Source organism: Mycolicibacter hiberniae (genome assembly GCF_010729485.1).
Lineage (GTDB): Bacteria > Actinomycetota > Actinomycetes > Mycobacteriales > Mycobacteriaceae > Mycobacterium > Mycobacterium hiberniae.
This window is the reverse complement of record NZ_AP022609.1, coordinates 254,181-267,421: the sequence shown is the minus strand read 5'-3', so window position 1 is coordinate 267,421 and position 13,241 is coordinate 254,181. Positions and strand designations below refer to the sequence as shown.

At 70.3% G+C, this 13,241-nt stretch carries 13 protein-coding genes and 4 tRNA genes; 5 read left to right on the top strand and 12 right to left on the bottom strand.

Features of this window, described 5'->3' with window-relative positions; all coding sequences use genetic code 11:
* Nucleotides 1-91 precede the first annotated feature (91 nt).
* Both G6N14_RS01290 and G6N14_RS01285 read left to right on the top strand, forming a co-directional pair.
* Nucleotides 92-1,459 carry an FAD-binding oxidoreductase gene (locus G6N14_RS01290; RefSeq protein ID WP_085134953.1) on the top strand — a complete coding sequence of 456 codons (1,368 nt, stop codon included), beginning with the start codon at nucleotides 92-94 and terminating at the stop codon, nucleotides 1,457-1,459.
* A 296-nt stretch (nucleotides 1,460-1,755) separates the two neighbouring features.
* Nucleotides 1,756-2,205 (top strand): DUF5994 family protein, encoded by a 450-nt coding sequence (locus G6N14_RS01285; protein ID WP_085130325.1) that lies wholly within the window; start codon nucleotides 1,756-1,758, stop codon nucleotides 2,203-2,205.
* A gap of 45 nt (nucleotides 2,206-2,250) precedes the next feature.
* Here G6N14_RS01285 and G6N14_RS01280 read toward each other — a convergent pair whose 3' ends face one another.
* The 4 genes from G6N14_RS01280 to G6N14_RS01265 all read right to left on the bottom strand — a co-directional run bounded on the left by G6N14_RS01280 (nucleotide 2,251) and on the right by G6N14_RS01265 (nucleotide 3,489).
* Nucleotides 2,251-2,613: a DUF732 domain-containing protein gene (locus G6N14_RS01280; RefSeq protein WP_085130306.1), complete on the bottom strand. Its 363-nt coding sequence runs from the start codon at nucleotides 2,611-2,613 to the stop codon at nucleotides 2,251-2,253.
* Between the two features lie 593 nt (nucleotides 2,614-3,206).
* Nucleotides 3,207-3,280: transfer RNA gene (locus tag G6N14_RS01275), tRNA-Phe, on the bottom strand.
* 29 nt (nucleotides 3,281-3,309) lie between these two features.
* Nucleotides 3,310-3,383 (bottom strand) — tRNA-Asp (locus G6N14_RS01270).
* A gap of 33 nt (nucleotides 3,384-3,416) precedes the next feature.
* Nucleotides 3,417-3,489, bottom strand: a tRNA-Glu gene (locus G6N14_RS01265).
* A gap of 134 nt (nucleotides 3,490-3,623) precedes the next feature.
* On the opposite strand from G6N14_RS01265, the gene G6N14_RS01260 reads away from it, so the two are divergent.
* Nucleotides 3,624-3,699, top strand: a tRNA-Lys gene (locus tag G6N14_RS01260).
* Nucleotides 3,700-3,749: 50 nt separating this feature from the next.
* On the opposite strand, the gene G6N14_RS01255 is transcribed toward G6N14_RS01260, so the two are convergent.
* The 4 genes from G6N14_RS01255 to G6N14_RS01240 are packed head-to-tail and all read right to left on the bottom strand — an operon-like array spanning nucleotide 3,750 to nucleotide 8,153.
* On the bottom strand, nucleotides 3,750-4,664 hold the full coding sequence (locus tag G6N14_RS01255; protein ID WP_085134952.1) for a class I SAM-dependent methyltransferase: 915 nt from the start codon (nucleotides 4,662-4,664) through the stop codon (nucleotides 3,750-3,752).
* A gap of 35 nt (nucleotides 4,665-4,699) precedes the next feature.
* The gene (locus G6N14_RS01250; protein WP_085134951.1) at nucleotides 4,700-6,031 is read right to left on the bottom strand and encodes an amidohydrolase family protein; all 1,332 of its coding nucleotides are present in this window, start codon (nucleotides 6,029-6,031) and stop codon (nucleotides 4,700-4,702) included.
* Nucleotides 6,025-7,170 (bottom strand): CoA transferase, encoded by a 1,146-nt coding sequence (locus tag G6N14_RS01245; protein WP_235674194.1) that lies wholly within the window; start codon nucleotides 7,168-7,170, stop codon nucleotides 6,025-6,027. The genes G6N14_RS01250 and G6N14_RS01245 overlap by 7 nt, the downstream gene beginning before the upstream one ends.
* 26 nt (nucleotides 7,171-7,196) lie before the next feature.
* Nucleotides 7,197-8,153, bottom strand: coding sequence for an enoyl-CoA hydratase/isomerase family protein (locus tag G6N14_RS01240; RefSeq protein ID WP_085134949.1), 957 nt, complete (start codon nucleotides 8,151-8,153; stop codon nucleotides 7,197-7,199).
* Nucleotides 8,154-8,249: 96 nt separating this feature from the next.
* Here G6N14_RS01240 and G6N14_RS01235 point away from each other — a divergent pair, with 96 nt between their 5' ends.
* Nucleotides 8,250-9,767: a class I adenylate-forming enzyme family protein gene (locus tag G6N14_RS01235; RefSeq protein WP_085134948.1), complete on the top strand. Its 1,518-nt coding sequence runs from the start codon at nucleotides 8,250-8,252 to the stop codon at nucleotides 9,765-9,767.
* Nucleotides 9,764-10,066 carry a hypothetical protein gene (locus tag G6N14_RS01230; RefSeq protein ID WP_085134947.1) on the top strand — a complete coding sequence of 101 codons (303 nt, stop codon included), beginning with the start codon at nucleotides 9,764-9,766 and terminating at the stop codon, nucleotides 10,064-10,066. Before G6N14_RS01235 ends, G6N14_RS01230 begins: the two co-directional genes overlap by 4 nt.
* 4 nt (nucleotides 10,067-10,070) lie before the next feature.
* Here G6N14_RS01230 and G6N14_RS01225 read toward each other — a convergent pair whose 3' ends face one another.
* The 4 genes from G6N14_RS01225 to G6N14_RS01210 all read right to left on the bottom strand — a co-directional run bounded on the left by G6N14_RS01225 (nucleotide 10,071) and on the right by G6N14_RS01210 (nucleotide 13,241).
* The gene (locus tag G6N14_RS01225) at nucleotides 10,071-10,823 is read right to left on the bottom strand and encodes a fatty-acid--CoA ligase (protein WP_085135078.1); all 753 of its coding nucleotides are present in this window, start codon (nucleotides 10,821-10,823) and stop codon (nucleotides 10,071-10,073) included.
* Nucleotides 10,824-10,847: 24 nt separating this feature from the next.
* Nucleotides 10,848-11,363, bottom strand: coding sequence for a hypothetical protein (locus G6N14_RS01220; RefSeq protein ID WP_085135077.1), 516 nt, complete (start codon nucleotides 11,361-11,363; stop codon nucleotides 10,848-10,850).
* Between the two features lie 20 nt (nucleotides 11,364-11,383).
* Nucleotides 11,384-11,998, bottom strand: a complete 615-nt coding sequence (locus G6N14_RS01215) for a TetR/AcrR family transcriptional regulator (RefSeq protein WP_085134946.1) — start codon at nucleotides 11,996-11,998, stop codon at nucleotides 11,384-11,386.
* Between the two features lie 94 nt (nucleotides 11,999-12,092).
* Nucleotides 12,093-13,241 (bottom strand): acyl-CoA dehydrogenase family protein, encoded by a 1,149-nt coding sequence (locus tag G6N14_RS01210; RefSeq protein WP_085134945.1) that lies wholly within the window; start codon nucleotides 13,239-13,241, stop codon nucleotides 12,093-12,095.

Here is a 13,241-nt window from a genome sequence, read left to right as displayed (position 1 = left end):
CCCCGCGGCCGGGATGGTGGCGGCACGCGACGGCGGCCAGTCTGGTGGGCGTCCAGCCGCCCTCCGGGGCTTGTTCGCCGAAAGGAACTTCATGCCCATCGCCGCCGCAGATCTGAGCGCACTGGTGCACGACGGCCTCGCGCACCTGCCCGGCCAACCGGAATACGAACTCGCCTGCCAGCCGTGGAACGTCGCGGTCGCGCAGCGGCCACCGGTGGTGGGTGTACCGACATCGGTGCAGGAGCTGGTGCTGCTGGTGCAGGCCGCGGTGGGCTGCGGCCTGCGGGTGGCGCCGCAGAGCACCGGGCACGCGGCCGCGGCGCTCCCGCCGGACGCCCTCGACAACACCCTGCTGTTGCGGCTGCACCGACTGACCGGCGTGCAGGTCGACCCGCTGGCCCGCACCGCCCGGATTCTGGGCGGCACCCAGTGGAGCGAAGTGCTGGCAGCCTGCGCACCGCACGGGCTGACGGCGGTCCACGGCAGCGCCGGCGACGTGTCCGCGGTGGGATTCCTGCTCGGCGGCGGGATCTCGTTCTATGGCCGCGCCTACGGCCTGGGCTCCTCGACAGTGCGCGAGATCGAGGTGGTGACCGCCGACGGTGCGCTGCGGCGGGTATCGGCCACGGAGGAGCCCGATCTTTTCTGGGCGATCCGCGGCGGTGGCGGCAGTTTCGGTGTGGTCGTCACAGTCGAGATCGATCTGCTGCCGCTGCCCGACGTGGTGGCCGGCATGCTGCTGTGGGATCTGGACGCGGCCCCGCGCGTCCTCCCGGCCTGGGCGCAGTGGACCCTCACCGCCCCGGAGTCCGCCACCACCTCGCTGCGCCTGATGCGCTTCCCCCCGGCGCCCGAGCTGCCCGATGCCGTGCGTGGCCGCCGGCTGGTGGTCATCGACGGCGCGGTGCTGGGTTCGGACAACCAGGCCGCCGAGATCCTCGCGCCGCTGCGCGAACTGCGGCCCGAACTCGACACCTTCGCACGGATCCCGTCACATGCGTTGACCGCCGTGCACATGGACCCGCCCGGTCCGACCCCGATCGTGGCCGACCACGCACTGCTGGGTGAGCTGCCCGCTGCGGCCGTCGCGGCGTTGCTGTCGGCCGCGGGGCCCGACGCGGACACCTCGCTGATGTTCGCCGAGTTGCGCCACCTCGGCGGCGCACTCGGGCGCGATATCGACGCCGCCCTGCCGCGCGTCGACGCGGGCTACGCGCTGTTCGCGGCGGCGACCGCGGACACTCCGGACCTGGCGGCGCGGGCCCTGAACGACACCGCCGATGTGGTCGCCGCGCTGGCGCCCTGGTCCACCGGCACATCGTTGGGCAATTTCGACGACCGCCCGGGCGATGCCTCGACGGCTTTCTGCGCTGCGGCCTGGAGCCGGCTGCAGCGGGTGCGCGAACGGTACGACCCGCAGCAGGTGTGGGTAGCCGTGCACGAGGTCACCGCGGGCTGACACGGCTGCTCCTACGGGAACCCGCATTCCACCGCGCCCGTCCAGCTTCTGCCGAACGGAACCCGAATCGCCCCAGTCCGCGTACGGTCGAGGGGAGCCATTTCATCGCCAGTGGCGGTCCACCCAATCTCCCCGGGCGGTCCCACAGGCAATTGTGATTCCTCCGCCTAGCCGCAACCCGCAGCCAGACGAATCCGAACGTGACGGAACCGCCGTGGATTGTGAGATGTTTTGCGTAACTTAGCTATAGCTGGGTCGATCACCGGATGCCGTCGGCACCGGTCGGCGCCGCAGCGATGATCGCGCCGGTAGGAAGCACCCGCCACGCCCGCCCCGTCCGCGTCACTGTGGCCCGAGAGCTCGGCGGGGGAATCGACGGCGCGTGGTGGCCGCGCACAGATCGGATCACCATTGAGTTGCCGGACCTGATCTCCGTGCTGACACCCCTGCTGGGCAACATCACCACCATCAACGTCAACTGGTCGCCGCTGCAACGACCGCCCGACCTCAACTGGCCAGCCTGGGAGAGCAAACCCCAGCATGTGATGACCCTCGGTGGCCAGCGGGCTCACGCCAATCTGCTCGTCATCTCGTATGCGACCCACAGCGCCCTGGCCATGATGGTGATGCGCTGTGCGGCGAATCTGCCCATCGAGTCCGCGGATCGCGACAAGCCCGCATGCCTGACCGCCGGTTCGGTGCTGCGTTACGCCCGACGACAGCGTGACGCTGCGGGGGGCTGCTGACCTAGCCGGAGCCTTCCCGACACCGCCCCGACGGGGGGACGTGATTCAGCAGAGGTGGTGTTCGGCGGCGACGGTGAGCCGCATCGCGTTGCCGCGGTCCAGACCGTCGTTGCGGTTCACGCCCACGCTGCGGGATGTCCTGGCGACAGCCTGGGCGGCCTCGGCTCGCGACTGGTCGGTTACCTGTCCGTCCGGACCCTTGCGCAATGTTTGGCAAACCGCCGAACCGAGCCGCATCGCTTGGTTCTCGTTCATCCGGACCCTGACCGTTGACTGCACCTCGTTGAGGTAGGCGCTGTTATCGGCATGCGCGAGGCCAACGGCAGATGCGGGGAGCGCCGACAGGAGGACCGGGAGGAGAAACGTCGCCAACATGATTCGCAAACGACCGACTCTGATGTGTTTCATTTGGTCCCTTTCACCGGCCTATCCCGTTGCAGAGGTCGTCTGCGGGGCGGGTTCCTTCAGGGCATGCACTTTCAGCATAGAGAACTGGCCGCAGCAGCATTAAGGCATTCACCGCATGAAGGCTCACTCGAGGGATCAGCGGACCGCACCCCGTACAGCGAGGCGCCTTGACGGTTGCCGGGACCGGCGCCGAGTCGCCAAATGGCAATGCGCACTTGCCACCTAGCGTCTCACCGCCTGTCAGAACGAGACCGATCCGGCGAACCCCGCGCAGTGGACCATTCCAACGTGCGGGCTGATTGCTTTATTGTCTGATGTTGCGGACCATCCGGGCGCGAACGAATGCTGCATTTCTGGTTAATTCATCGTGTGTTCCGGACATACGCCAATCGGGGATCGCGCAGCGGCGCGCCGAAACGGTCCAACAGATCACATGACCCCGGTGCCGCAAATCGCCTCAATAGCGGGCGACGGCTCGATGACGGATGCCTCACAAGCCTGCGAGATTGCTGAGAGTGGAGTCGGGGCGCCGGGTCGGGTCCCATGGGCCTCGCCACCAAGGAAAGCCGCCAAGCAATGAGCAGCCCCTGAAGTGGCCAGGGCCGGGATCGAACCGGCGACCTTCCGCTTTTCAGGCGGACGCTCGTACCAACTGAGCTACCTGGCCGGAAGGCACCAGGTGCCTCGCCGTTAAAGCGACCCTGACGGGACTTGAACCCGCGACCTCCGCCGTGACAGGGCGGCGCGCTAACCAACTGCGCCACAGGGCCTTGCTGTTCGCTCCGTTGTTACTACGATGCGAGTACCCCCAACGGGATTCGAACCCGTGCTACCGCCGTGAAAGGGCGGCGTCCTAGGCCACTAGACGATGGGGGCCAGAACCGAATCTCTCCGAGGCACTCGCAACGGTTCTCGTTGGGAGCTTCGCTAGCTTAGGGCACGGTGGACCGAAACCTCAAACCCGGCCCCCATCGAGCCCGAGCGCGCAGGCAGTATCCTGTTCCAGCACGGCCCCTATAGCTCAGTTGGTAGAGCTACGGACTTTTAATCCGCAGGTCGCAGGTTCGAGCCCTGCTGGGGGCACCACACCAAGTTCGGACGCTCGCTTTGTCGCGCCCCACAGGCTGTGACCCGTTTCATACCGACGGCTCGTCGAGCACGGCGCTCAGATAGGTCAAGTCGTCAAAGGCGATCGCCAGTTCGTCGTCCCCGTACTCCAGGCCGCACTCGGCGTAGAGCTCGCGCACCTGGCGGCCCGTGACCGTCCAGCCGGCGGCGGTCAGGTACTCCACGATGTGGTTGCGTTCGCCGTGGTAGATCAGATCGCCGATCTCCACCTGGAATCCCAGCGCCGACATCTTCTCCCGGTGGGCGCGCCACTCGGGGCCGGCGAACACCGAGGTGTCGCCGATGAACTCGCACGCCACCCGGCTGCCCGGTGCGCTCAGCGACTTGATGGTGTCGAACAGGGCATCCTGGGCCTCGGGCTGCAGGTAGATCAGCAGGCCCTCCGCGCTCCACACGGTGGGCGCCTGCGGGTCGAAACCGGCGGCCCGCAACGCGGTCGGCCAGTCGTCGCGCAGGTCGATGGCGACGGTGCGGCGCTGCGCGGTCGGCTGGGCGCCCAAGTCGCCCAAGGTGCGGGTCTTGAAGTCGATGACCTCGGGCAGGTCGACCTCATAGACCACGGTGCCGGCCGGCCAGTCCAGCCGGTAGGCCCGGGAGTCCAGGCCGGAGGCGAGGATCACCGCCTGGCGGATGCCGCTGCGCGCCGCCGACAGGAAGTGATCGTCGAAGAACCGGGTCCGCACGCCCATGCCGTGCGCCATCGCGACCGGGTCGTAGTCGCCGCCTTCGACCACGGGAATATCGCCGTCGACCATCCGGGTGAAGAAGTCGATGCCCACGGCTCGCACCAGCGGCGCCGCCCAGGGGTCGTCGATCAGCTTGTCCGGCCCCGCGGTGGCCAGGGCACGCTGCGCGGCCACCATGGTCGCGGTGGCCCCCACACTGGTGGCCAGGTCCCAGCTGTCGCTGTCGGTGCGCGTCATTTATGCCTCTCTCGAACTCCAGTTATCTAGCTAGGCTACCGACCGTCGTGCACCACGGCACCGGCGACGATCGTCACGGCCACCAGACCGGCGTCGAGGGCCAGCGGATCACCGTCGAGCAGGCAGAGGTCGCCGGGTTCGCCGGCTGCCACAGCGCGCGCGGTCGCGGGCCGGTCGGCGCGGCCGGCGAATCCGCGCAGGGCGGCGCCCGCCGAGATCCGCTCCCCCGGTCCCAGCACGGCGCCGCCTGGGGTGCGCCGGTGCACCGCCGCGCGCATGGCCGCCCAGGGGTCGCTGTCGCCGAAGGGCGCGTCGGTGGACAACGCCACCGGTATCGCGTTGCACCGCAACGACGCAACCCGCCACAGTTCGTGGTGGCGGTCGGGTTCGACGCCCGTGAGGTAGTGGTCGCCGCGCTCGGCGACGAAGTTGGGCTGGGTGACAACGGTGATCCCGAGCGCGGCCAAGTCGGTCAGCCGATCGTCGGGCACCACCGCCGCGTGTTCCATCCGGTCGTCGGGGTGCGTACCGGCGGCCTGCCAGGCGGCGATCGCGACGGCGAGCTGGGCGTCGGTGACACAGTGCACCGCCACGCCATGCCGGCGGGCATGGGTGTCGCGCATCAGCGCGACGAGTGCGTCCAAGTCCAGGCGCTCGTCATCGAGGATGACCTTCATCGGTCCCAGGGTGACCTCGGCAGGCGTGGCGGTGCCGGCCGGTGCCAGGCAGTGCAGTCGCTGCAGCAGGTCGCCGCGGCTGCGTGCCGCGGCGAAGGCAGCGATGTCGGCGTCGGTGTGCCCCGGGGTGGCCTCGGTGACTCCAGTGACGCCGCGCGCCGCCAGCTCTCGGCTCAACCTCGCCAGGGCGGGTTCCCGCAGTGGCAGCCGGGGCGCCGGATCGCCGTGCGCCCGCAGCAGCCGGCCGTCGGGGTGGCCGGTCATTCCGGAGCTGGCCAGACCGGCCGAGTTGAGCACCCACAGCGCGCCGCTGCGATGCGCCACCCGAACCGGTAGGTGCGGGCAGTACCGGTCCAGCAGCTGCGCGGTCAGCTCCCCGGCCACCGATTCGTGATAGCCGTAGGCCCGCACCCAGCCGTCCGGCCCGGGTTGCGCGGCGGCCAGCGTCGCCGCCAAGTCCGTCTGACTGTGTACCTGCGGTGGGCCCAGGCGCACCGAATCCAGTGCTGCCGCCGCCGATCTCAGGTGCACGTGGTGGTCGTGCAGGCCGGGAATCACCGTGGCGCCCCGGGCGTCGAGAACCTGTTCGCCGCGTCGCGCCCGCAATGCCGGGGCGACCTGCTCGATGCCGGCACCGAGCCGGATGTCGACCGGCGTCCCGTCCAGCAGCACGGCTCGCCGGATCAGCACTGCGCCTCCGCCCGGGCTGTCAGCTGCGCGATCCGGGCGTTGTCGGCCCCCAGCGCCGGCCCGCGGGCCGCGATGGGCGGGGGTGCGGGCGCCAGCACCGGCACCGCACCGGAGCCGGCCTGGCAGGGCAGTGCGGCGTATCCGGCGGCGACGGCGGACAGCGCCAGCGTGATCACCTCGCCGCCACCGCGGGCCAGCGCGTCGACGACGTGCACCGCCGCCTCGATGCCCGTCAACGGGTCGGCGATCGCGTCGGCGCAGAACACCGGACCGCCCCGGCCGTCGCTGCCCACCAGGCCGCCGGCGACCGCGGCGTCGTCGCCGAAGCCCGGGTAGCCGGCCCGGGCGCCGTGCGCGGTGATCTGCAGCCACACCCGGCCGGGCCGGCCCGCGACGTCGAAGGGCCCCAGACCGCGGCGGGCCAGCGCCGCCGGGCGCGAGCCTTCCAGCACCACGTCGGCGGCCGCCAGCAGCTGGGCCAGGGTCTGCGAGTCGCGGTCGAAATCCAGCGAGCAGGAAAGCTTTCCGGCGTTCATCCAGTCAAAGAACGTGCTGGGCCCGCGGCGGGTGCCGTCCGGGCGGGACGGGCTCTCCACCTTGACCACCGTCGCGCCGGCCTGCGCCAGCAGGCGACCGCACAGCGGCCCGGCCCACAGTGCGGTGAGGTCGACCACCAGGGCGCCACGCACCCCGCGGCCGGGGCCCGCCGCACCGGCCCGGCGGATCACCGGTGCACCGGCAGCGGTCTCCCCCAGTGCGGCGGCGGGCAGGTCGAGCAGCCTGGCCCGCTCCACGGCCTGGCTCACCGGCCGCTGCGCTGCCCACGCGGCGATGGCATCCCACGGCTGCGCGCCGTCGGATTCGATCAAAGCGGGTACGGCGTCGATGTCGTCGGGCCGTGACAGGGTCAGCGCCCACCAGCCGTCCGCCGCGGCCAGCAGGCGCGACGCTCCTCCGGCGGAGATGCGCCCGGCGCGGGTGAAGCCGAGCAGCCCGGCACGGCCGGCCAGCAACTGCCCGGCGTCGGCCGCCACCCCGGTCGCGGCGGTGAAGCGAGCCAACCGCTGCCCGCAGCGCTGCAGTACCGCGGCCCGGGAGAAGTCCGCGGCGCCGTCGGGCCGCCCGGTCAGCCAGGCCAAGCCTGACGCGCCCCAGGCCGCCTGCGTCACGGCACCGGGGCGATCTCGTCGACCAGGCCCCACCGCAGCGCCGTCTGCGCGTCGATGGTGCGGCCCGACAGGATGAGGTAGGCGGTGCGCCAGCGGCCGATGCGCCGCGTCACGCTGACCGTGCCGCCGGCGCCGGGAATCAGCCCCAGGTTCAGCTCGGGCAGGCCCAGCACGGTGTCGGGGTCCGCCCGCACCCGCCCGCAGAAAGCAGCCATCTCCAGACCACTGCCCAGCACCTGGCCGTGGATCTCGGCGCGGCAGCGGGCGCCGAGCCGGCCGGTCAGCGCGTCGAGGGCCCGCGCGGGGCTGTGCCGGGTGCGTGCCAGGTGCGCGCTGGGCACATCGGTGAAACCGCCGAACTCGGCGAGATCACCGCCGCTGCAGAACGACGGCCCGACGCCGCTGAGCACCACTTCGTCGATCGCGGGGTCGGCGGCGGCGACGGCCAGCCCGTCGAGGAGCACCGCCCGGGTCGCGTTGTCGAAGGCGTTGTGGCGCTGCGCCCGGTTGAAGCGCAGCCGCAGGGTGTCGCCGTCGCGGTCGAGCAGCATCGGCTCGGCGGTCTGCGGCGCATCGGCGGGCCCGCGCGCGGCCAGCCAGTCGGCGAACTCCGGGCCGGCCTGCAGCACCGAGTAGGCCAGGGATTCGGTGGTGAGCCCGGCCGAGGCCGGCGCGGCGGGATCCACCGCGCGCAGCACGTCGTCGCAGATGGCCGCGGCGTGTGGCCGCCACCGGCAGCGGTCGGCGATCTCGGTGAGCGCCTCGGGCACCGAGGCGACGGTGATCACCCGGCGGTCGGCGGTGTCGGTCTCGGAGAGCGTGAAGGTGGCCCGCTCCAGCCAGCGTCGGGCGTGGGTCGTACCGAGCCGGCTGCCGGTCGCGACGATGATCCCGGCGCCGGGCTCGGCGTCGAGCTGGTCTTCGGATTCGTCGAGGTCAACCGTGCGGATCATCTCGCGCGTCAGCCTACCCAGCACCGGATCGCGGGCCGCCTGTGCGGCAGCTCTACTTCCGGAAACTGATAATGTCGTTCTCATGAGGGCTGAGCCGTGAGTATCTCGCTGCTGCTGGAGATGGCGGTGTCGATGGACCCGGACCGGGTCGCCGTCGTCTCCGAGACCGCGCGTTACACCACCGCCGAACTCAATGCCCTGGCCGATGCCGGCGCAGGGGTGATCGACGAGACCGGCGCCGACAGCGTCGCCTACGTCGGCATGGGCGGCGACATGTTGCCGCTGCTGCTGTTCTCCTGTGCCCGCGCGGGGCGTCCGCTGGCACCGCTGAATTACCGGCTCAGCGGCCAATCGCTGCGGGAGCTGATCGAGCGCCTGCCCCGGCCGCTGATCGTGGTCGACAAGGAATACCGCGACGTGGTGGGCGACATCGGTGTCGCGGTGATGGATTCGGACACCTTCTGCGCCCGCACCCAGAGCACCGCGCCAGCCGTGCCGTGGCCCGATCCCGACGACGTGGCGGTGGTGCTGTTCACGTCCGGCACCACCTCCAAGCCCAAAGCCGTTGAGCTGACGCATAACAACCTGACCAGTTACGTGACCGGCACCGTCGAGTTCGGTTCGGCCGATCCCACCGACGCCGCGCTGATCTGTGTGCCGCCGTACCACATCGCCGGTGTCGGCGCGGCGCTGAGCAACCTGTATGCGGGCCGCAGAATGGTGTATCTGCGCCGGTTCAGCGCCGGCGAATGGATTCGGTTGGCCAGCACCGAAGCCGTCACCACCGCGACGGTGGTGCCGACCATGCTGGAGCGCATCGTCTCTGAGCTCGAAGCCAGTCCCACCCCGCTGCCCGCCCTGCGCAACCTCGCCTACGGCGGCTCCAAGGTGGCGCTGCCGCTGGTGCGCCGGGCACTGGAACTGTTGCCCGAGGTGGGCTTCGTCAACGCTTACGGGCTGACCGAGACCAGTTCGACGGTCGCGGTGCTGACCCCCGAGGACCACCGCACCGCCCATGCCTCCAGCGACGAAGCCATCCGCAAGCGGCTGGGCTCGGTGGGGCGCCCGGTGCCCGGGATCGAGGCCGTCATCCGCGACGAGGAAGGCCGGGCGCTCGAGCCGGGGCAGCCCGGTGAACTGTATGTCCGCGGCGAGCAGGTGTCGGGCACCTACACCGGAATCGGCTCGGTGCTTGACGCGCAGGGCTGGTTTCCCACCCGCGATCTCGCCGTCCTCGACGAGGAGGGCTACCTGTTCATCATCGGCCGCTCCGACGACACGATCATCCGCGGCGGGGAGAACATCGCCCCTGCCGAGATCGAGGACGTGCTGGTCGAGCACCCCGAGGTCCTCGAGGTGGCGGTGGTCGGCGCTCCCGACCCCGAGTGGGGGCAGATCATCGTCGCGTGCGTGGTGCCGGCGCCCGGTGCGTCGCCGGATGCCGAAGCGCTGCGCGAGTATGTTCGGGAGCAGCTTCGCGGCTCCCGCACTCCGGACCGGGTGGTATTCCGGGCGGAGTTGCCGACCACCCCGACGGGCAAGGTGCTGCGCCGGGAACTGGTATCGGGACTGACCGAAGAACTGCAGACCGTGAATACCGAAGGGGCGCAATGATCAAGTCCGGTACTCGTCTGAAGAGCCAGGTTTGCGACACGCAGGTGATCGTCGTCAAAACCGCCGACAGCCTCGAAGACCTGCGCGCCGGCGGCGCCCCGATGGTGCCGCTGGACGAGGCCGCATCGGACAGCGCAGTGCTCGACCCGGAGTTCTCCGCCGGGTCGGTGATGGGCAAGCGCTACGTCGACGAGGCCGGCGCCGAGCTGCTGGTGACCAAGGCCGGCGCCGGGACCCTGAGCATCGGCAGTGTGCCGCTGACCATCAAGGAAGCAAAGCCGCTGCCCGCCAGCGACTGAGGGCTCAGTCGGCGGTGTCGTCGCCCACGCGCATCAGTTGCGCGAGCCGGCCGACGAACACCGGCGGATAGATGCCGACGCCGGCTCGGGTGATCCACTCGGCGGCGAACTCGGGTTCGTCGATCCAGCGCACCGCTGCGCGCTCGGCCACGCCCTCGGCGGCCTCCTGCAGCATGAACATCTCCCGCGGGTTGTCGAAGGCCTGAAAAATCCAGATCCTCCGGATGCCGGCGGCATGGAATTGCTTCGTGGTGCCTTGGACGTGGGCGATCAGCGTCTGGGGGTCGGCGACTTCGGCGACCGCCGCAACCACCTCCCCGGGCGGTTCGGCGAGGCTCGCCGGAGTCGGCCCCCGGGCCGGCGGAGTCGAGGTGAAGCCGGAACCGCCCCATGAGCCGGGCGGTTCGGCGAGGCTCGCCGGAGTCGAGGTGGCGCTCGCATCGACCGGATCGGTGAGCTCGATGCGCTGCACCAGGTAACCGGCGAACACCGCCGGAATGTCGATGACGCCCACGGCATCGAACCAGGCCATGAACCCGGTCTGGCGCAGGAGGTCGGTTATCGGCTGCACGGCGTCGATCGCCATCACCGCCAGCACCCGACCCGGCTCCACCGCCGAGGTGTAGACGAGGACGTGGTGGGCGCCCAGCCGGGCGAGGCTGTCGCGGTGCTGCTCCACCAGCGGCCAGACCCTGCCCGGGTCCGGCACCCGGTAGTCGGTCACGAGCACCACCGAGCGTGCCAGTGGGTCAGGCATCATCGCGGACGCGCGGGCGCGCTCTCAACTGGCCGGGCTCAGATCCGCCGCGACCGAGCTACACGCGGCCGGTCCGCACCGGAAGAACTCCACGTGGGCATTGCGGTCGCGCGCGCCCGCCGGGGCGATGCCGGCCGCGCGCAGCGCCTGCGCCTTGAAGGCGCGCGCCGCCGCGCTGAGCCGGTGCTGGCGGACGTCGACGTCGCTGTCCAGTTCCGCCGGCACGTCGCCCCACAGGGTCACCTCGGTGCTGCTGTGGTCGAGCGCATCGAGCACGCCTTGGCGTACCTGGGCATGGCCGTCGAACATCTGCGCGCACACCGCGATGGTCTGCGGGTGCGGCCAGCGGTCCCACTGCTTGAGCACCGACGCCAGGTCGGCCACCCGAGCCCCGAGGATCTGCAGGGGCCGGACGTCCTCGGCGCCGTCGATCATGACGGTGACGTCCCAGCCGGCTGCCGCACGGTCATAGAGCCAACCCCCGGCCGCGGAGACGACGTCGATGACGCTGCGGCCCACGATGTCGAACCGGTAGCGCATGTCCGGGTCCTCGGCCCCGCTCACCGGTGGGCGTCCTTTTCCCGGGGAGTGAAGTCGCGGGCCAGTGTTTCCGCGTACCCCGCGAACACCTCGGTCAGCGGTATTGATGGATCCAGCAGCCATGACATCTCCATTCCGTTGATAAAGGCGATAATCTCCACGGCCTTGGCGTCCGCGTCGAGGTCTGAGCGGTACCGGCCGTCATGTATGCCTCGCCGGATCAGGTCGGCGACGATCTGCCACGCGCTGCGGTACCGGTGCAGCATGCGGTCGTGCAGCGGCGCTTCGGGCAGGACGTTCTCGGCGAGCAGGACGGTGAAGGTGCCGACCAGCTCGGGCGCCCGGCTGAACCGCTCGGCCACCCGCCGGATCTCCTCGATCAGATCGCCGCTGCGGTCGGCGTGGATGTCGTCATCGGCGTCGCGGGCGTCGAGCACCGCATGCAGCAGCTGCTCCTTGGATGCGAAGTGATGCAACAGGCCGGCCGCGCTGACCCCGGCGTTGCGGGCGATCTGCGCCAGCGAGGTGTTGCGCCAGCCATTGCGTGCCAACAGCTGTTCGGCTGCCAGCAAGATCCGCTGCCTGCGGTCCTCACCCTTGGCCAGCAGAGTGGCGTACGGCCGCGGTGACGTCACCGGTCTCCTTCGTTCAACCAACCGAGTGAACACACAGTAGGTTGGTTAGGCCGGCTGTGACAAGGGTCTCATCGAAGAATTTTTGTTCCCGCGCTCACAACCCCAGCGACTTGGCGACGATCATCTTCATCACCTCGCTGGTCCCGGCATAGATCCGGGCGACGCGCGCGTCGGTGTAGAGCCGCGCGATCGGGTACTCCATCATGTAGCCGTAGCCGCCGAACAGCTGCAGGCAGCGGTCGATGACCCGGGCCTGCATCTCGGTGCAGAACAGCTTGGTGCGGGCGGCGTCGGGGCCCGACAGCGATCCCTCGACGTGATCGGCTACCGCCCGGTCGAGCATGCATTGCGCGGCCTCGATCTCGGTGGACACCGCGGCCAACTCGAACTTGGTGTTTTGGAACGACGCCACCGGCGAGCCGAACACGTTGCGGTTCTTGACGTAGTCGATGGTGGCGGCCAACGCCGAGCGGGCCTGTGCCACCGACCCCACCGCCACCGTCAGGCGCTCCTGGGCAAGGTTGTGCCCCAGGTAGCTGAAGGCCTCGCCCTCCTCCCCCAGCCGGTTGGTCACCGGAACCCGCACATCGGTGAAGGACAACTCGGCGGTGTCTTGGACCTTGCAGCCCATCTTGTCGAGCTCGCGTCCCCGCTCGAAGCCGGGCATGCCGCCCTCAACCACCAGCAGGGTCAGCCCACGGCGCCGGTTGTCGGGGTCGGTCGAGGTGCGGGCCACCACGATCACCAGGTCGGCCTGGATGCCGCCGGTGATGAAGGTCTTGGCCCCGTTGAGGATGTAGTCCTCGCCGTCGCGGACGGCGGTGGTGCGCATACCGGCCAGGTCCGATCCGGTGCCCGGTTCGGTCATGGCGATCGCGGTCAGCAGGGTTCCGGCCGCCAGGCCGGGAAACCAGCGCGCCCGCTGTTCGTCGTTCGCGTAGTGCAGGAAATACGGCAGGATCACCTCGAGTTGGGTGCGCACCGTGGATAACGTGACCAGCGCGCGGGCCGCCTCCTCCTGCAGCACCACGTTGTAGCGGTAGTCGTCGATGCCCGCGCCGCCGTACTCCTCGGGGATGGCCATCCCGAGCATCCCCAGTGAGCCCAGCTGCTCGAACACCGCACGGGGCATCCGGCCGGCCTTCTCCCACTGCGGATATTCGGGCACCACATGCTTCTCGACGAAGTCGCGGGCCAGTGCCCGGAACGACTCGTGGTCTTGGGTGAAAAGGTCGCGCCGCAT